Below are 18,110 nucleotides of genomic sequence, written 5' to 3' on the forward strand. Positions count from 1 at the left end.
CGGGTATGACGAATCACCCCGGACCGCCGAAGGGTGCAGGGGTAAAGGGAGAGGTTGGTTCAGGCCGCGATTGCGGCGCCGCCGATGAGCGAGCCGATCGCGTTCCATCCATCAGCGAGTGCTTTCATGCCGGCCTCGAATGCGTCGTGCTTTCTGGCCTTGCCGATGACCAGGTCCTGTGTCATGGCGGTTGATTCGGTTACCGCCCATTTGATTCCGCGGATCTGGTTGACGTAGTAGATCTGGTCGATCTCCCACATTCCGCGGTCGCCCGCGAGGTAGTCGAATCCGTACACCCAGGGGTGACCGTCGCGGGTGGTCATGGTGAAACTCACCTCGGGCCCGGTCTTGCCGATGCCCTGGCGGATGGTCAGCGCCGAGGAAACCACCCAGGCGAAACCGTTCCCTGGCTCGACGTGGTCGATCAGGGCGTAGTCGTTAAGCCAAAGCGCCACTTTAGGATTCGTGAATTTCTGCCAACTGAAGAACAGATCGTCGGCCTGGCCCTGGTAGACGTTGTCGAGCCCGCTGGAGCCGAGTTGCTGGTATGCGCTACCTGGATACGGGATCACCTGTTCCAATTGCGCCAACCCATAGCGGACACCAAATGTGATGGCCTGGTTAAGGATCGTCGGTGAGTGGCCACCGGTCCAGATGGTGCGGGCAGTGGCGCGTTGCATTCGGTGAGCGCTGGTGATGATGCCTGAGTGTTTGCACTCCCGCCATACCAGCGAGGGTTTCTCCGGAGCAACGCCGAGCAGCCGGCGGAACAGTGGATCGGTGAGCCCGTCGCCGTCTTGGTCGAGCGGCAGGATCACCTCGGTGATCGTGTCGTCGAGGATCGCCCCGATCGCCGAGATCGCACCGTCAGCGGCGGTGCCTGTCGGCCCGATGACACCGTCCTTTTGCTCGAACGCTAGAACAACACAGTTGCGGGTGGGCCGTGCGAGCTGCTCGCCCACGATCGCCGCCAGCTCGGGGTGCGGGCTGGTTTCGTCCTCTTCGAGCCAGAGATAGTCGATCAGGGTTACGCCGGTGTCTTCACCGATGGGCTCGTGAATGTCGTGCACCATTTGAGCTTTCGCCGCGATCGGCACGATTCGGGACGTATCGAGGATCGGGTTGACGAACTGGACTTGGATCGGCCAGTGCAGCGGAGAGAGGTTGCCGGCGCGGGTGGTCAGCCAGTGCACGGGGTCGGCCCAGGAGGTGATCAGCGATAGGACCGGCCAGAACGTCCGAAGCAGGTTCAGGAATGTCGAGAACGCCAGGCCCGATCGCGCGTTTTGCACCCATAGCCAGGCTTTCATCGGCTGGAATTCCGGTGCGCTCACTGGCGTGGGGATCATCGCGATGTGCTTGGCGTGCTCGCGCAGCGACATCAGTTCCAATTCGACCCAGTGGGTGCCGTCCTCGTCCTTGACTGCCACCACGGACTGGATGCGGTAGCCGAGACGGGTTTTCCACGATCGGATGTTGGGGTTGGGGTCGATGGCCAGGTGCAGATCTTCGAGGTAGCGAGTGCCGCGGGCCATCAGATCAGCGAGCCAATCCTGGCGTCGTACACGGATTTTCCCGACGCCGGTGTCATCGCAGAGCCGTTCCCAGTCCCCGGATCGGACCTGACCGCGCAGCGTCCCCATGTAGTTCAGCTGTTTGTCGAGCACTCGCATCAGCGGCGGCTGCTTGCTGGCGCGGCGCCACACTTCGCGCCGGCCGTCGAGCAGCCGGTACTTGGCTAACGGATCAGTCGGGGCGGTGTAGACCTTGCGGGCCATCACGCCACCCCGCGCCGGTACCACTGGGGCATGATCATGCTGATCTTGCCGGCCTTGTTGGTGTGGGTGACCTTGATGACCGCCATGGTCTGCGCCGGGATTGGTGACATGAATCCGATGCCGCCGGGCACCCGCCGGCCGATCGGCAATCCAGCCTTGGCGTTGGTGAGATCGCCGAGTAGGAAGTCCAGGATCTCGCTGTTGCGGATCAGCTTGTAGAACGCGGTGTCGATCGGGTCATGCTCGCTGGTCAGCGTCCGCTTGGACGGGTCGGTGTCGACCAGGACCATGCCGTCCGATGGCAGGATCTCCAGCTCCACCATGCGCTCGGTCATGCCGTCCTGAATGGACACCTCGCCGGCGCCTTCGACAATGAACTTGGGGTGCTGTTCGTAGTCGCCGCGGTTGGGCAGTCGCAGCACACCATGGTTGCGGCCGTTGATAGCTTCGTTGGCCTCGTCGTTGCGCCACTCGCGGGTCAGTGCGCGTTTGGCGTAGAACGGGAACGGCGCGTGGATGGTCATCGCGGCGGTGGCGTAGTTGTTGCCGTATGCCTTCGGGTCGATCTCCACTTCGTCGAAGTTGGGTTCCCCGTTGCGGACCCGGGTCCAGCGCCAGCCGGTGAAGCGGCTGAATTCACCCCAGAACCCCATGGGTAGCTCGGAGTCCTCGGGCCAGTCGTCCCACCACTGCTCGCGGATCTCATCGAGGGCAAGGCCGGTGTCGGCGTATTTCAGCCGCGTTACGGCGTTGAGGTGTGGGCCGAAGTGCACGCCGAAGTGGATGACCCGTTTGCGGTAGTCGGTGCGCTCGGGCTCTTCGCCGAGCATCCACGGCCCCGACGAGTACAGCTGACTAAACGCGGCGCCGGTGTGCCCCTTGAGACCTGGCGCCAGGATGACCCCGTAGTTGCCCTTGAATCCGCCGGCCAACGTGTACACCCGCTCACCATCGGGCGAGACGTAGACGATCTTCGTCTGTTCGGATTGCAGCTGTTTGGTGAACGGCCCCATGTCATCCCAGGCTTGGAACGTCGGCGCCGACACCCGGTTGAGAACCGGATCATAGGGCAGCCAGCTGCTCTGACTCTTGCTCATTTCAACGCTCCCGACTGGCGACGTTGCGCCGAGTTCTGGCGGGCCTCGATCTTCGGCAGGATCTCGTTGGGTGCGACACCGGAGATATTCCAGGTGTCCCCACCGCGCGCCGGCCCGGGCGCTGCGCCGCTGCCGGCGTGCTGTCCGTCAGGCCCGCGTAGAGGCATGGTGGAACCCGGGGGCGGTATGGGCTTGAGGAAGTCCGCGGCGTTGGGGATGCCGAGGCCCCCCGCAAGCCCGCTGCCGATTCCGCCGCCGAGGCCGCCGCCGGCCTGGTCCTCGTTGCCTGCGCCGGCCCATGCCTTGGCCAGCCCTCCACCCCAGTTGGCCAGAGCCATCGCCGATTTCACGTTGGGCCATTCCAGCGGGTTGGAGAAGACCGAGCCGTCCAGGCCGATGCCTTGCAGTAGACCGGAGAGGATGCCCTGCCCCAGCGACTGCCCGTCACCACCGCCCGATGCCGCCTTGTCGGCCTTCTGCGCTTCTTTGTCCTTGACCTCAGAGAGTCGGGTTTCAGCTGCGCTCTGCCGTTCCTGCGCAGCGGTCAGCTTCTCCTGTGCCACATCACGTTTCTTCTCCGCAGCTGTGACCTTGTCGGCACCCGCGCCCTCAGCCTTGAGCTTGTTCACCTCGGCATCGGCCTTGTCGTAGGCGTTCTGGGCGGATTGCGTCGAGGCTTTCGCGCCGGTCACGCGAGCCTGCGCGGTCTGCACCGCCGCGGACGATCCACCGCCGCCGGATTTGGTCGGGTCGTCGCCGTAGCCGGCCAGCGCGATCCACGCCCGGTTGGGGAATTCCGATGCCCCCGAGGCGCTGCCGCCGTACTGGCCATTGCCGGCCTTGCCGCCCATCTCGACGTTGACGTTGCCGCCTTCGGGGTCAACGATCGTGCCGGCGGTGTGACCGCCGCCCGGGCCGCCGTTCTTCCACCCCACCCAGTAGGCGGCGATGCCGGCAGGCGGATCGCCCTGCTGGAAGCCGCGGGCCAGAAGTGCCTGGGACTGGTCGGCGGTAGAGAATCGGCCACCCGCGCCGGTGATGAAGTTCGCGATGGTGGATTGCGCGCCCGAGCAGTCGGTATCGAATGTGTCGCCGTTGCCGGCACCCCAGGCGTACTTGTGCCCACCGACCCCAGAGGCGAACGATTTCAGGTCATCGACGGTGATGGAGCCCTCAGCGTTGGAGTTGACCCCAAACAGCCGGCCAACCTCTTTGAGGATGGCCATCGACCGGCCACGCTTGGACCGTGCCAGCGGAATGTACGCCTCGCCGCCGGTTTCTTTCTCGGCGAAGATCGTTCCCGCGCCGCGGCCCTGATAGATGCCGGCCGATTGCGGCTTGTCGATCCAGCGCAGCCCGCCGTTGGCCATCGGGACGATGGCGCCGAAGGGAACGATGGCGCCATTGGCTCGGCGCGCCGGCCGATCGAGTTCGACGGTGCCCGAGGCGGTGATGCCGGCGAAGGCCGCTTCGATCGTGACTTTGCGATCCTTGGCGGCCTTGTCGATCTGATCGGAGGCCTCTTCGGCGCCGGTCTGCTTGACGACGATCAGCTTGCCGTTGTTGTTCTTGACCTCGTAGCCCAGCGATTTGAGAGTGGCCAGCACGTCCGGGGCCAGGGGTGCATCGACGTTGATGGTCTTGTCGTTGTCCTGGGAAACCCTCTGCCCCAACTGAACCAACAGGTCAAACACGGCCTGGCCGCCCGGTGCGGACACATTGATCGGCACATCTTTCGGCACGGCGTCGAACGCGGTCTTTATCCTCGAGGCTGACCCCACGACGTCGTCGCCGAGCTGCTTGAGCACAGGGTTGACGGTGGCGCCAGCCTGCTGCGCCCCCAGTAGGTCAATGCGCAGCTGCTTGAGCTTCTCGGACGCGACAACCCCACCGGCGCCCTGCTTTTCGAGGTTGGCCACCAGGGCGTCGAACACCGGCTGGCCGCCGCCGACCTGCTTGGCCAGTTCCTCCTGCGACAGGCTGAGGTTGTCGATCGCGGCGCTGGCCGACTTCGCGGTGTCGGCCTGCATACGGATCTTCGTGTCCAGGTTGCCCTCGGGGTTGTCTCCGAGCGAGAAGATCTGTTTCTTGAAACCGCCCCACAGGCTGCCGGATTCGTCGCGGAATTGGTCGGCGAACGAACCCGTGCGGTTGCCCTCAGTGTCCAGCTCGCCCTTGAGCGTGCCGAGACGGTTTTGGAGGTCCCCCAGGGCCTTCTCATCGAGCACGCCGCCCGAGGCGATCAGCGCATCGTTGAGGGTGGTTTGCGCGTCCTTCGACCGCTTGAGCGCCTCGTTGTAGTTGTCCAGCGAGGTGGTCGCAGCGTCGTTCTTTGATGCGATCGCGGTAAACGCGGCGCCGGCCACTAAGAGCGCCGCTGAGAACGGCCCGCCGAGCGCCCCCACGACACCGCCGGCCGCGCCCTTGAGCGCGTTGAATCCACCGGTGACCGCGCCGCCAACATTCGACCCGAGCACCCGCAAGTGAGCACTGGCGGTCTGCGCCTGCGACCCCATGCCGAACAGCACACGGCCGGCAGTCGAGACGGTCGGGTTGGACTGGCGCATCCACTGCACCGAGGTCCGGTACGAGTCGACGAGGTTCTTGACCCCGCCACCAGCTGCGCCGACCGTCTTTCCCATCGAGGACACCGCCGTGTTGACCGTCCTCAGCGCCGGGGTGACCCGGCCCATGATTCCGGGCACCAGCTTGAACGCGAGCCAGGCCGCCGCGGCGGTGGTGACCAACCCCTGGTGTTCGGACATCAGGTCGCCGATCACCTTGAGCGGGGGAGTGATGACGCGCACCACGGCCGCCGCGCTTTCCAGCGTGACGACGAACGCTTTCCAGGCAGCTCCACCGATGGTGACCGCGGCCGACCCCAGCGACTTGCTGATGTTGAGCAGGGCCGGCGCTGCGCCCTTCGCGCTCTCACTCAGCGATGCCAGAGCCGCCTTGGATTCGGTCAGTAGCGACTGCGCCTGGGGGTTTCCGGCCAGACGGTCCCACGAGTCGCCGAGCTTGTCGAGTCCACCCGAAAGCCCGTCCAGCACATTGGAAACCGGGCCCTCAGCCGCGTCATACGCTTTCAGCTGCAGCGCCTCGATGCCGTTCTTGACGCGCTCCCACGCGCCCGGCAGGCCCTTGGTCTTGGCCGCTGCGACGTCGGCCGCGGCGCCCTGGCGGTCGATCGCGGTGCGCATCGCGTCATAGGAGGCCGAACCGTCCTTGGCCGCCACGCCTGCGATACGCATGGCATCCGAGCCGAACAGCACCGCGGTAGCGGCCTGGTACTGCTCGGGGGTCATCCGCTTGGCGGCCTCGCCGAGCTGCCCGTAGAGCGAGTGCAGGCCGACGAACTTGCCGCTGGTGTCGTAGACGGTCAGGCCGAGCTGCTCGATCGCGCCCTGGGCTGGGTTGCCCTGATCGGTCAACGCCAACAGTGACGTCTTGAGCAAGGTGCCGGCGTCAGAACCCTTGATGCCGTTGTTGGCCAGCAGGCCGATCGCCGCGGCGGTGTCCTCAGCCGAGAGCCCAAACTGATTGGCCACGGTGCCGGCGGCCTGCAAAGCGTAGGCAACGTCGGTGATCTCGGCCGAGGATGCGTTGGCAGCGTTGGCCAGGGTGTCCGACATCTTGCCCGCGCCGGCTGCCTGCAATCCGAAAGCCTGCAATGCCTGAGACTGGATCGTGGCCGCGTCAGTGGCCGAGATGCCGGCAGCCGCGGCCAGCTGCAGCGACCCCTTGGCCGCGTCCATCGCCTGCTGAACAGTGAACCCGCCCTTGGCGAGTTCGGTCATGGCCGCGGCGGCGTCGTTGGCCGAGGTGGCCGGCAACGAGACGTCGTTGCCAAGGGCCCGGGCAGCGTCCCCCGCCTGCTTGAGCTGGTCAGCCGTGGCACCCGTGACCGCGGTCAGGGTGTTCATGTTGTTGGTCCAGTCCATGCCGACCGACATGACCGCTTTGAACTGTGACGCCAGGGCGGCAACCCCGACCCCGACACCGATGGTCGCCATCGCAGTCTTGGCCGAAGCGGAGAACCGTTCGCCGAAGCTGCGGCCGGCTGCGGTGCCCTGGCCGGCGATCCCGGCGGTGTCCACCTTGGGGTCCAGCTTCGCCGCGGCCGAGAACCGGGACCCGAACCGCCGGCCGCTGGCGGTGCCCTCGTTAGACAGCTTCGCACTGTCCACCGTGGGGGTGACCTTCGCGTTGCGACCCGCCTGGTGCAGGACGCGCGTGATGTCCCGCTGCATGTCTTGCGCGGAGACCGCCAAGGTCACCCACGCAGTCATCAACTCCGGGATGATGCACCCCCCAACATTGTTACGCCAGAACGCATGTCAAATTCCTTTCATGAGTTCGAGCACCTGTGGGCTCATGAGGTCGGTGACGTCCTCGACGGTGTCCCATGTCGGACCGGTATCCGCTGGCTCGTCGCCGCCTGGTCGCGGAACCCGTTCCGGGAAGGGCTGTTCCGCGCACCCCTCGAAATGGAGCGCGGCATAGCGCCAACGGATTTCGCTGAGTTCATCGAGCAGGGCAGCGGCCAGGTAGTCGCTGAGCGTCCACCCGCCGTTTCGGACGTGGTAGATCGCAGTACCGGGTTGCGCCGACTCGATGTAGGACCGCATGTCGCGGGGGTGAATCGTGTTGAAGTCGAGCCGATCTGAGAGCAGGTCACGGGTGATCGCGTCGGCCAGATCGCCCGTGACCTGATCGACCAGCCACGCTATTCCCCCGCGGTGGTGCCTTCCCCGTCACTCGCCTTATCTGCCGCCGTCCAAGCGTTCCACAGCGCCTGAAAGTCGTCAGGGCCATCAACCGGGCACGGTCGGTTGTCGATCAATTCCTTGGCGGTTTCGCACGCGGCCCGGTCGATCGCCGCGGACTCGATGTCGAATTCGGTTGGCAGGTTCTTGATGCTGCGCAGCCATTGCTTGGAGTAGATGTGCTTGAACCGGCGCAACGCGACCACCTGGCCATCGGGGTAGGTGTGGACGTACAGCTCGGCGGCGCCGTAGTGGCCAGACCAGTCATAGTCGGGATCGCCCGGCACCGGCTCGGGCAGCATGTCGCGTACGTCGTCGGATGCCTGGGCGCGGGCGTCGGCCAGCGCTTCGTGGGTGGACAGCGGCTCTCGATCGAGCGCCGCATTGTCCTGGGCCAGTTCGTCGGCCAGATCCGGCGCTTCGTCGTCTCTTCTCTTTGCCATTCTTCGGTTTCACCTTGGCTCACCTTGGCTGTGGCGTTTGGAGCCTCCCCGCGCCGCGCCAAGGTGTGTTTACGGCGCGGGGAGACGGTTCTGGAATGCAGCTTGTGACTCGGCTGTACATTCGCGGGATGGCAGGTAAGTCGGGCGCCAAAGGCGGCGTCGCGTTGGCGTTGGCCGCTGTGGCTTTTGTGTTCACGATCTGGATCGGGGTGTGGAACAACGACCATCACCCGAGCAACAGCTGCGATACCTACTCGCGGGCGTACCACGAGGACGGGTGCCGAGCGCAGAAGGAAGACAAGAATCTGTTGCTGATCAGCGGGGCAGTGACGGTAGGGCTTCTGGGGATCGGGCTGGTTCGCCGGTACCAGCCCGGTGGCCGCGCCCAGGAGGACGCGGCCACCAAGGACTGATTAGGCCGGCGCGATGGTCACGCCGCCGGCCGGGGTGAGACCCGATGCGTCGACGGTGACCGGAGCCGCCCCGGCGGTGACGAGGCTGATGCTGTAGGGGCCGCCGGCCGCGCCGGTGACGGTCGCCGAGCGGACATTGACCAGCGCTTCCAGCTTCGCCTGGAATTCCGTGCCGTCATCGTCGAAGACGATCGTGGCGGGCTCGCCGGCCACCTTGAACAGCCAGCTACCGCCGGTCGGCCCGCCAGTCAGCGTGGCAGTCAGCGCCGTGGTCACCAGCTTGTCGTCCAGCTCGGTGTAGTCGTAGAACGTGTTGCCGGCCAGGTCCGGGAACAGGTCATAGGTCAGCGGGTACACCGACCAATCCTCGGATTTCCATACCTCGTCTCCGATCTCGGCAACCTGAGCGTCGGGCAGGCACCGGCGCTTGCGCACGTTGCCGTCGAAGACGTCGATGATGTAGGCGTAGTGCGGCAGCACGTCGGAGTTGCTCTTCGCGGCAATCAGGGTGCCGTGCTCGGCCGTGGCCTCCGTGACCGTCACGTTGGCCTTCCCGAAGTACTCCTCCATCGTCCGCGGGTTCAGCGGCTCGATGTAGGTCACCTTGAGGGTGTCATCCTTGCCCGTCTGCACAGAACGGACCTTGTCGCCGTTCCAGTCCTTTTTCTTGTCTGTGTCACGCTTGGTGTTGCTGGTGGCGCCTTCGTTGGAGACGCCGCCCAGGCGGGAGTCCCAGTTGGGGACGACGGGCCGGGGAGTCCACGGGTCGGTGGGCAACGGGGTGCCCAGCGGGTAGCGGAAGATGCCGCCGGTGGCCTTCGGAACGAGCACGCCGGTGTTCTTGACGTTGGTGTGTGCCATGGCACGGTCCTTTCAAATGATGTTGTGTTACACGGGAATTGCGATAGTCCAGGCCACGACGGTCTGGTAGACGGCGACCTCGGGTAGGTCCGGGTCATCGAACCGCTCACAGGATTCGACCGTCGCTCTCGTCACCGCCGACACGGTTTCGGCGGCCGCTTCGAGCACCCCAGCGATGCCACGCGCCACCTCGCCACATGCGACCGCTTCGGCTTTTGGCCGATGGATGCGGGCAGTGACGAGGTGATTGGCGATGCGGGCATTGCGTTTCCGGCCGCCGGTGACGACGAAGTTGACGAACCGGTCAGGACGGGGGTTCGGTACCCCGGTCGCGACCGGCCAGCCCTGCGCCCCGAGGTCCCCGAGGCCGGTCGAGATGCACACGGCGGCGATCTCTTCGACGTCCGGGCCGACGACAACGGTCACGAGACGGCCCTGATCAACGCATGGGTTTTGGCCTCGTGAGCCATGGACCGGGCGCCGGTGCCGATGATGCGACGTCGGGCACGTTCCTCATCCGACCCATCCGTGACCTCGTAGTACGGCTGGTCATACGGTGGGCTCGTTGTTGAGGGAACCGAATTCGCCTTGTCGGCAACGTCTTCGGCCACTTCGTCGAGGATGCCCTGAGCCGCTGCGCCAGTCAGCAGCTCACGGAACCCGGCCTCGTTGATCTTGATGCGTACGCTCATCCTTCGACCCTCCTGAGGTTGACCACGAGGCGGCCCGGGACGTACCCGAACGGCCCGTGGTTGTAGTCCTGATCCACCCCAACGACGTCGAACGTTCGGCCGTCGAGGGTGAATCTGTCCCGGTGGTCCACTGCCACCGAGGAATCCAGGATCAAGACCACGTTGCGGATAACCCGATTGCCGCCAGCCGGCGGCTGTGGAGGTTCGGTAGACGACGGCGACCACCAGGCGCAGGCCCGGGTAACCGGCTCCGCCCAGCCAGGTTTGATGTTGCCGTGCACGTCCTTGCCAGCCGGGGCATAGGTCTCGTGCTGGCAGGTGAACGGCAGCGGCGTTTTAGTCACCCGAGGACTCCCACAGTGGGCCGGCGCCGGTAAGGATTGCCCCGCAGTCGCAGAACGTGGCACCTAAGTTGACCGCACATGTGTCGGCGTGCTGCAGACCCCCGCCCCCGGCGGTGTCGTAGCTCCACGCTTTACGTCCACCATCATCGGATGCGCAGATCTTCTGCAGGTCGGCGATTTCAGATGGCCAGAGCCGGTTCGACCGCCGCGGCTGGGAGTCGTCGTACGTCTCGGAGTGCTGGAACAGTCCGGCCACGTCGGTGACCTGCTTGCGACCACCTTGACCGGCTTCGTTCCACCGCAGGACGGCGCCGCGCAGGACCGCTTTGGCCTGCTTGGCTTTCTTCGGGTCCAGGGCCTCGTCATCGAGGCATGGCGCTGCCAGACCGGCCAACGCCAGCACGTCGTCGCACATCTCCTGGGCCTTGCCCATGTCGATGTCGGGCACGAACGGCACCAGGTCGGCCGGCCTGATCAGCGGTTCAGCCATGGCTACTTGCGGCCTGCGCGAGAGCCGGTGGTGGGCTCGGCCTGTGCGGCGGCCGCCGTTTCGGCCTCCAGCCAGGTCTCGACCATGGCGTGGTAGTCCTCTTCGGCTTCCAGCCAGTCGGCCCACTCGGCGGGGGTGTACCCGCCGTCCGGCGCCAGGTCTTGAGCTGGGTCCTCTGCCATCTCGGCAGGCGTGTACCCGTCGAGGCGTTCCGCCAGTTCTGCCGGGATGTCGACTAGCACCCCGGCCGCGTTGGTGTAGCGCGGCATCAGGCCGTCACCACCTTCGAGAAAGCCGGCAGTGCCGCGATGCCCCAGCCGTAGACGACCTCGGCGCGGAACGCGACTTGGTTGTTGCGCTTGAGGTCCCCCTGGCCGTCCGGGTCGCCGTACTCGATCATCTCCATGCCGATTGCGCGCTGGATGCCCCAGCGGATCGCGGAGAAGTCGCCGTCAAAGCCCACGACTTTGGTGGCGGTGCCGGCGATGCCGACTGCGCCCACGGTGTCCGACACCGAGGTCCGGTGGTTCTCCAGCACACCTGCGGGCGCGGTGGCGTAGGTCAGGTCGGGGTACATCTTCGGCCCGATCGGGTCACCGTTGGCCCCCACGGGCATGCGCACCTTGCCGAACCGACCTGCCAGCACCGGGTCAAGCGCGAGATCCTTGGGCAGGTAGCGGTTACCGAGCACCAGCTCGTCGGCGGCGTCCAGAACCACCTGGGGCGCGTCACCAGCGCCGAGCACCACCGAGTTGGTGGTCTGAGACAGGTACTCGGTCATCGCCGGCACCGCGGCACCACCGGTGGGGTTGATGCCGTGGTACACACCGAAGTCCAGCGCACGGGAGAGTGCGGGCTGGATCAGTGCGAGGATCTGCTCAATGACCTTGAGCTGGTGGTCCTCGTCGGCCCACACGACCTCGTTGGTCCACCGCACCGTCTTGTGGAACTTGAACGGCTTGGTCTTCTTGGTGGTCGGCGTGATCGTCGAGGCGCCCTTGTTCGCGCCTTCCCCGACGTACTCGGCTTCTCCGATGTCGAAGGTCATGAACTCCCCGGTGCCGAACTTCATCGGCTCCGAGGCGGACAGGGTGGCGATCGAGGAACCGAACTTGACCTTGCCCAGCCACGGATCGAGCTTCTCGTCGGGCAGGTTGAGCATATTGCTGGTCATGACAGCCATGGTGATGTCTCCTTACTAGTTGCCGTTGCCGAAGAGGTTGCGCGCGAATTCGCGCATACCGCCTTCGGTTTCGGGTGTGGTGGTGGTGGCGCCCTCGCCGGGCACGTAGTTGTTGTTCTTCCGCTTACCTGATTTAGCGAGTAGCCCCGCGACCTGCTTGAGCAGCTGATCGGGATCGCTTGCGGTGAGGAATAACTCAGCGTCCTCATCGGAGATCTTGTGCAGCGCAACGAGATGGGTCTTGAGCGCTTCGGCAATCTTCACCGGCACGGTCGCAACCTCAGCTTCCGCCGTATCGGCCCGTTCGTTGGCCTCGGCCAGCTTGCCGGCGGCCTTGGAGTTGGCCTTAGAGCGGTCCTCCCACTCGCGGGCCTTACCCTTCCAAAAGTCCACTGTTTCAGTGGGCTTCGGTTCGCCGGCCTGGACTCCCGTTGCGGGATCTCCCTGGCCGCCTCCTTCGCCACCAGCGGCGCCGTCGCCGGCCCCGTGGTCCTCCGATGCGCCCATGACCGGCCACCACGGACCGCGCTTGCCGATGCCGATGGCTCGCAGACCGGTTGTCGGGTGGATGGGCAGATCGCTGTTTTCAGACATGCGTGTTTTCTCCCGTTTCGGGTTGTCCCCTGCCGTTTCGGCCGAGGTGGTCGTGGGGGTGGCAGGGATCGAACCTGCCCCGCGTTTCCGCACCGGATTTACAGTCCGGGTGACGCACCAGCGTCATCACCCCCGTGGGTGGATCGAGATGTCCGTTGTTCAGGTCAGAGCGGGCGCGTAGAATGCGAAGCGAGCAGGGTTCCCCCCGTGAAAGCCGTTAAATGATCGGCCGTCAGAACTCGCGGGATTGGGGCCCTGCTCATTCGTTGAGTTCGATCTGGGTGAGTTCCCCCCGGGAGAGGACCCACAGTCCGCTAATCGAGTTGTCGGGATTGCGAACGTTGTACTTGGACAACTGGCCGTGCAGCTTCGTGGTCAGGCGAGACTCCCCGAGGTCGACCACGAAGTTCTCTTTGATCACCCCGGCATCGCGTGCGGCGGCCACGGCTTTGTGGATCAAAGTTCTGACCAGGCTGTACTTGGCGGACGTTGCTTTCAGATCAGCTTCGATGCCGGCGTTGCTGACCCACACAATGTCGTTGGTCGGTTTGAACGTCTTGGTGTCCTTGGGGATCCACTGCAGCGTCTCGTGTGCGGCCTGCATGCGTTCCACGGTCTCGATTTCGTGTTGGAACAGCTGTTCCCCGGCCGGCACGATGCCCAGTTCGTTTTGTCGCCGTACACGTTCGGCTTCCGGCCACACGCCAACCCCGTGGGGATGGCGATAGCCCTTGACGTGGCCGCTCCATGGGACGTTCGGCTCGTCGCCGGGATCGGCCAATCCTGTGCGTCCGCCGCCGGGGTCTTTCGGGCCACGTGGCCCGTCGCTGGCGGCCTGGGCATTGGGCTCAGCATCGCTGGAATGCTGAGCGCCTGGGCTCTTCTTTGGCGGGAGCGCTGCCACTCGGCGTTCACGGTCGATGGCTTCCATCCGGCTGGCGACGGCAGTGCCGTTGATGGCGCCGTATTCGCCTTTCGTCTTGCCGGCCTTGGTCATGTCGCGGGTGGCCGTGATGTAGTCCTGGTCCCATTGCTCGACATAGGGCGGCGGTACATAGGTGTCGCCGGGACGGACACACACGGCGATGCAGTGGCAGCGATCGTGATACTTCTCGCCGTACTTGCGGCCACCTCGCAAAGCGCCGGTTTTCTTGTCCCCGACGAGCTTGCCGGCCTTGCCGGCAGCGCGGGCGTTGGAGTACCTGGATCGACGTGTCAGCGCTTCATCGACTGCGGCCGGATCTAGCTCGCTGAGCGGGGTAAACCCTTGGCCCTGGTGCAGCCTGCGCCGATCCGACAGGGTCAGCTCAAGGCTGCGACCGCCCACGGTGGTGGCTGATGCTTCCGACCGGTACACCGCGCCGCGGATAGCCATCATCCGGCAGAACCCGCACGCATTGGCCGAGGCGTGCCGAGCCCACCGGGCGCCGCGTTCACGGTCGACGTTGTGGATCATGGTGTCCCGGGACCCGTCGAACACCGCGCGCATCGCCGATCCCTGCAGCGCCGGAACGGGTTTGTCCTGCAGCCACGCCCATCGCGCCGAGGCCGCCAGCCGATCGACAGGGATCAGCTCATCGGGAATGGTTGGGATGAACTCTTGGCCGGGGGCAGCTTGGGCTACGGGCTGGTCGGCGTAGTAGACCGTTGTGGCTTGCGCGGCGAGGTTGACGTAGGGCATCGCCAGCTCGGGGTAGGCGTCGGTAAGGAACGCCAACGCTTCCCGCTGGTCGAGGCGGTCCATCCGGGTCAGCAGCCGATCGATCTTCACGCCGAGGTCGGCGGCCAGCTGCGTCAGCAGCAGCTGAAACTCAGGAACCGCTACCGGCACCCGAGGTCCCGTTGTTGGCCGCTTCTGCGGCTGCCCGCTCTGCAGTGCCGGGTGCCGGCGCCGGAACCTCGGTCATCGCTGACGCACCGGTGAGCTTGTCGACCAGTGACCTCGTGGTGCCGCGGTCCTTCTGCGCCATGGCCCGCTGGATCTGCGAGTCGGACAGGCCGAGCAGCTCCAGGCCGACCGCGGTCTCAGCCAGCCACGGCACCGCGGACAGCTGCTTGAGACCGGCGTCGGCCACTGCCGACCGCGAAAGGTAGCCCGGCGGGCGCCACTTGCTGTTGATGCTTGCGTATTCCTTGGGGATCTCGTCGAGATCGTTCTTGATGGCCAGTGCGCGGATCATCGAGCGCCGGAAAGCCGGCGACCAGTCATCGGTGGCACCTTCGGCTTCGGCGATCAGCTGCTTTTCGGCGTTGTCGGAGCCGTCTGCGGTGGTGGTATTGGTGCGGGCCTGCACACCGAGCGCAGATACCGGTAGGTCGGTCTCACCGGCAAAGTCGTTGGCGCACTGGGTGAACAGGTCGATGTGTGGCGCCGGTGAGGACTGTTGGAACTGTTTGACATCCGCACGGCTTGGCCTGCCCTGGTCATCGAGGGCTTCCATATCGTCATTGATGCCTTTGATACGGCCCATCACGGCTTGCCACATCGGCAGTGGGTTGCCGGCCTCGTCTACGAGCACGTCACGCGGGTCCGCGCCGAGCATCCACAGCTCGGGGTAGGAGAATAGGTCGGCGTGGCCTTCCATCCGAATCATGCTGCGCAGCGCCCGGTCCTGTAGCGCCATCACGACACGGGAGATCCTCGAGGAGCCGTACGAACGGCCGACGCGGGGATGGTAGACGACCGCTTCGGCCGGCACGCCCCACGGATGCTCATTCCAGTCAACCGACCATTTGTGCCCGGCACTCTCGCGGCGAGCGGCGAGAGTCCGACCGTCCAGGTAGAGCACGAGGCTGAGGGGATTGCGGTCCTCGTCGCGTTTGAGGACCCGCACCAGGTTGTCCAGCCGGCGGGTGCGGTTGTTGAGTTCCCCTGTGGCGTTCATCGCGTCGGCCACGTGGATCAGCGAATCGGGTTCGTCGCTGTTTTCTGCGCCAGTGGTGTTGATCAGGAACGACGGGCCGTGGATCAGCGACGAAATGATCGCGCTGGAGGATTCGGAGCCGAAAAAGTTGGTCTCCCAGACCTCCTGGTAGCCAAGGGAATCCAGGTCCCCGTCAGCCCAGGTGTAGCCGTCGAGGTTGCAGCGCCGCGCCAGGATGTCCACCGACTTCGCCGCCCAGCCGAGCACCAGGCCCAGCTTGAAGTACTCCGGCGGGATGACGCCCGATCCGAATTTACGCACAGCGCGGCGGCCGTCGTAGTAGCAGGCCCGCAGGTAGTTGCGCGGCTGGCGCTTGCGCAGATCGCCGAGTAGGCCGTTGATCAGATCATTGATGTCGCCGTCGACACCGGGCAGGTGCACCCGGGCAAGTTCAATGGAGGTCACAGGACGCCTCCCCTCCTTCCTGTTCGGGTCGATTCCGTTGCTGGGCGGTGCTTTTCAGTCGCACCGGCCAGCGCCAAGGTGACGCCGACGAGTGGGTGAATGATTGCTGTCGAGTCGCGGCGGTCGTATCCCCACCCGCCGGCATCGGCGATCGGTCGGCGCCGGGCGCCCTTGAGCGCATTGGTCACCGAATCCTGGCTGGCGTGGGTCAACGTGCCAGCCTTTCCCCTGCCGCGGTTTTTGAAGAGCAAGCAGGCTTTGGCCATGTATCGGGCTGTCGAGCGGATCACCTTGACCCTCCGGGCCTTGAGCCCGGGGATCATCTGCGCCGCCGGGGACAGGTCATCGATCACGACGGGGATGCGTCGGCCGGCCGCCTTTGCGATCCAGTCGATGGCGGCGGCTACGTCGGTTCCGGCCCACACTTCCTCGACGTGGGCATTGGACTTTTCGATCCATGCGGCCCCGATCGAGATGTCCTCGCCGTGGGACATGTCCACCGCGAGGGAGTCGGGGGCAACGTCTTCGTCGGGTCCGCTGGCGAACAGTTTTCCCCAGCGGCTGGGTCTGATGATGTCCTGGTGGACACTGATCTTGGGCCAGATACCGAACGCCTCGCGGCGGAAGGCGTCATCCGACAACGCCTTTCGCATACGGCGGATTGCGCGCTCGCTGGTTCGGATCAGGTAGGACGGGTTGGCCTTGCGAACCTGGTCGCGGTCGTCAAGGTCGGCATCAGCGTCGGCGGATAACTCGATGTAAAGCGACAGTTCGGTGCTGACACCATGCACCGACGGGTTGTCCTCTTCACTCCAATCGCTGTTGACCGAGTCAAGGGCGTCTTGGCGAAGCATGGTGAACACTTCGCCGGGATCGGTTGGCCGGGGCGGCGTTCCCATCATGAACAGCAGTGGATTGGCGACCGTGTTCATGGTCGGGATCAGGTCGTCCATGGCTTTCTCAGTGACGCGCTGGGCCTCGTCGAGAATCAGCACACCGACTCCGGTAAAGCCGAGGCCGAAACCGTTCTCTCTGGCTCCGAACAGGATTCGTGATCCGTTGCGCAGGAATATTCCCTCGTCGCCGTGCGAGTCGGAGATTCTCTCGATGTGGGGCCAGCACTTGTCGCCGCGGGCCATGGCTTTCATCGAGTCGAACGTCTCGCGGGCGGTCTTGAATCGGTGTGCGGTCCAGATCACCGTCAGGCCGGGGATGATCAGGGCCAGGGCGAACACGATCGCCCCGACCAGGTAGGTCTTTCCGACCTGGCGGGGGATCGAGATGACGATGGTGTCAGCGGCATAGAGACCCTCGGCGTCGAGCGCGAGGATCAGCCGGCCGGCGCCGTCTTGCCAGTTGTCGAAGCCCCAGCCGAGATTGACGCAGGTGTCGCGCACCTTCGGCCACGCGGTCGAGACAATGCCGGCCGGTTGGACCAGGTGGCGGGCGACCTCAGATAACCGAGGCGTCCCAGAGTTCATCGCTGGTGGTGGCGATGACCGCGCCGTCCTGGTCGCCGGCAGCGGCGGCCAGCGCGGTCAGTTCGCGGCTGATGTCGGTCTGGCGGTGCGTCAGCGCCGACAGAGCGGTGGGACTGGTCCGGGCATCATCAAGAGCTCGGGCGACTCGGGCGCGCATCGTGATCAGCCGGTCGGGATTGATCGGCTCACCGGACAGATCAGCGATCTCGCGGAGCAAGTCGAGCTGCCGGCGCACGAGAGCGGCTAAGGCGGTGGCGTTGGTCGACTGATCGGCAATCGACCGGGCGATCCTGGCGCTCATCGCGATGAGCTGATCAAGTTCACTGCCGGATTCCGCGGCGGTCAGCACCGACGCGGTCAGTTCCTTCATCGCCGCCACCGACTGCGCCGCGGTGTCTGGGATCGTGCCGTCAGCTCGCACGAGGGCCAGGTGCCGGCCCGACGCCGGGGCGTCGTTGAACAGGACATGGTCTCTGGGCTTGCCGGCTTCGCGGCAGTCCTGGCACTGCCGCGTTCCCCCCGGAAGTGATCTGCTACCCCCCCAGAGCAGCTTGCCGCAGCTTGAGCAGGGAGTATCTGGGTTGCGTGCCATGGTCGATCACCTCCTTGCCTACGGATCGAAAAAGAAAGAAAAGC

General features: G+C 65.3%; 18 protein-coding genes and 1 tRNA gene. 1 reads left to right on the forward strand and 18 read right to left on the reverse strand.

Translation table 11 applies throughout. From position 1 onward, the window contains the following. Positions 1–59 precede the first annotated feature (59 nt). The 5 genes from ACZYZ7_RS31415 to ACZYZ7_RS31435 all read right to left on the reverse strand — a co-directional run bounded on the left by ACZYZ7_RS31415 (position 60) and on the right by ACZYZ7_RS31435 (position 8,087). On the reverse strand, positions 60–1,778 hold the full coding sequence (locus ACZYZ7_RS31415) for a Gp37-like protein (RefSeq protein ID WP_463742528.1): 1,719 nt from the start codon (positions 1,776–1,778) through the stop codon (positions 60–62). Continuing rightward, on the reverse strand, positions 1,778–2,875 hold the full coding sequence (locus tag ACZYZ7_RS31420; protein WP_463742529.1) for a hypothetical protein: 1,098 nt from the start codon (positions 2,873–2,875) through the stop codon (positions 1,778–1,780). Before ACZYZ7_RS31420 ends, ACZYZ7_RS31415 begins: the two co-directional genes overlap by 1 nt. Then, positions 2,872–7,167: a phage tail tape measure protein gene (locus ACZYZ7_RS31425; RefSeq protein WP_463742530.1), complete on the reverse strand. Its 4,296-nt coding sequence runs from the start codon at positions 7,165–7,167 to the stop codon at positions 2,872–2,874. Before ACZYZ7_RS31425 ends, ACZYZ7_RS31420 begins: the two co-directional genes overlap by 4 nt. A 48-nt stretch (positions 7,168–7,215) precedes the next feature. Further along, on the reverse strand, positions 7,216–7,506 hold the full coding sequence (locus ACZYZ7_RS31430; RefSeq protein ID WP_463742531.1) for a hypothetical protein: 291 nt from the start codon (positions 7,504–7,506) through the stop codon (positions 7,216–7,218). A 98-nt stretch (positions 7,507–7,604) separates the two neighbouring features. Next, positions 7,605–8,087, reverse strand: coding sequence for a hypothetical protein (locus ACZYZ7_RS31435; protein WP_463742532.1), 483 nt, complete (start codon positions 8,085–8,087; stop codon positions 7,605–7,607). A gap of 128 nt (positions 8,088–8,215) precedes the next feature. On the opposite strand from ACZYZ7_RS31435, the gene ACZYZ7_RS31440 reads away from it, so the two are divergent. Beyond that, entirely contained in the window at positions 8,216–8,500 is a 285-nt protein-coding gene (locus ACZYZ7_RS31440) for a hypothetical protein (RefSeq protein ID WP_463742533.1), read from the forward strand. On the opposite strand, the gene ACZYZ7_RS31445 is transcribed toward ACZYZ7_RS31440, so the two are convergent. The 13 genes from ACZYZ7_RS31445 to ACZYZ7_RS31505 all read right to left on the reverse strand — a co-directional run bounded on the left by ACZYZ7_RS31445 (position 8,501) and on the right by ACZYZ7_RS31505 (position 18,066). Then, the gene (locus ACZYZ7_RS31445) at positions 8,501–9,361 is read right to left on the reverse strand and encodes a phage tail tube protein (RefSeq protein WP_463742534.1); all 861 of its coding nucleotides are present in this window, start codon (positions 9,359–9,361) and stop codon (positions 8,501–8,503) included. A 27-nt stretch (positions 9,362–9,388) separates the two neighbouring features. After that, positions 9,389–9,787 carry a hypothetical protein gene (locus ACZYZ7_RS31450; protein WP_463742535.1) on the reverse strand — a complete coding sequence of 133 codons (399 nt, stop codon included), beginning with the start codon at positions 9,785–9,787 and terminating at the stop codon, positions 9,389–9,391. Beyond that, positions 9,784–10,053 (reverse strand): hypothetical protein, encoded by a 270-nt coding sequence (locus ACZYZ7_RS31455; protein WP_463742536.1) that lies wholly within the window; start codon positions 10,051–10,053, stop codon positions 9,784–9,786. The genes ACZYZ7_RS31450 and ACZYZ7_RS31455 overlap by 4 nt, the downstream gene beginning before the upstream one ends. Then, positions 10,050–10,397, reverse strand: coding sequence for a hypothetical protein (locus tag ACZYZ7_RS31460; RefSeq protein ID WP_463742537.1), 348 nt, complete (start codon positions 10,395–10,397; stop codon positions 10,050–10,052). Before ACZYZ7_RS31460 ends, ACZYZ7_RS31455 begins: the two co-directional genes overlap by 4 nt. Next, complete coding sequence (locus ACZYZ7_RS31465) at positions 10,390–10,887, reverse strand: hypothetical protein (RefSeq protein WP_463742538.1); 498 nt, start codon at positions 10,885–10,887, stop codon at positions 10,390–10,392. Before ACZYZ7_RS31465 ends, ACZYZ7_RS31460 begins: the two co-directional genes overlap by 8 nt. Before the next feature lie 2 nt (positions 10,888–10,889). After that, on the reverse strand, positions 10,890–11,156 hold the full coding sequence (locus ACZYZ7_RS31470) for a hypothetical protein (RefSeq protein WP_463742539.1): 267 nt from the start codon (positions 11,154–11,156) through the stop codon (positions 10,890–10,892). Next, complete coding sequence (locus tag ACZYZ7_RS31475) at positions 11,156–12,061, reverse strand: hypothetical protein (RefSeq protein WP_463742540.1); 906 nt, start codon at positions 12,059–12,061, stop codon at positions 11,156–11,158. Before ACZYZ7_RS31475 ends, ACZYZ7_RS31470 begins: the two co-directional genes overlap by 1 nt. 24 nt (positions 12,062–12,085) lie before the next feature. Continuing rightward, the gene (locus ACZYZ7_RS31480; RefSeq protein WP_463742541.1) at positions 12,086–12,757 is read right to left on the reverse strand and encodes a hypothetical protein; all 672 of its coding nucleotides are present in this window, start codon (positions 12,755–12,757) and stop codon (positions 12,086–12,088) included. Continuing rightward, positions 12,718–12,798, reverse strand: a tRNA-Tyr gene (locus ACZYZ7_RS31485). The genes ACZYZ7_RS31480 and ACZYZ7_RS31485 overlap by 40 nt, the downstream gene beginning before the upstream one ends. A gap of 125 nt (positions 12,799–12,923) precedes the next feature. Continuing rightward, positions 12,924–14,495, reverse strand: a complete 1,572-nt coding sequence (locus tag ACZYZ7_RS31490; RefSeq protein WP_463742542.1) for a VG15 protein — start codon at positions 14,493–14,495, stop codon at positions 12,924–12,926. Next, positions 14,476–15,993: a phage portal protein gene (locus tag ACZYZ7_RS31495; protein ID WP_463742543.1), complete on the reverse strand. Its 1,518-nt coding sequence runs from the start codon at positions 15,991–15,993 to the stop codon at positions 14,476–14,478. Before ACZYZ7_RS31495 ends, ACZYZ7_RS31490 begins: the two co-directional genes overlap by 20 nt. Continuing rightward, positions 15,990–17,390 (reverse strand): terminase, encoded by a 1,401-nt coding sequence (locus ACZYZ7_RS31500; protein ID WP_463742544.1) that lies wholly within the window; start codon positions 17,388–17,390, stop codon positions 15,990–15,992. Before ACZYZ7_RS31500 ends, ACZYZ7_RS31495 begins: the two co-directional genes overlap by 4 nt. A 55-nt stretch (positions 17,391–17,445) precedes the next feature. Next, entirely contained in the window at positions 17,446–18,066 is a 621-nt protein-coding gene (locus ACZYZ7_RS31505; protein WP_463742545.1) for a hypothetical protein, read from the reverse strand. Positions 18,067–18,110 lie beyond the last annotated feature (44 nt).

It is taken from the genome of Mycobacterium sp. IDUB_17 (genome assembly GCF_055419465.1).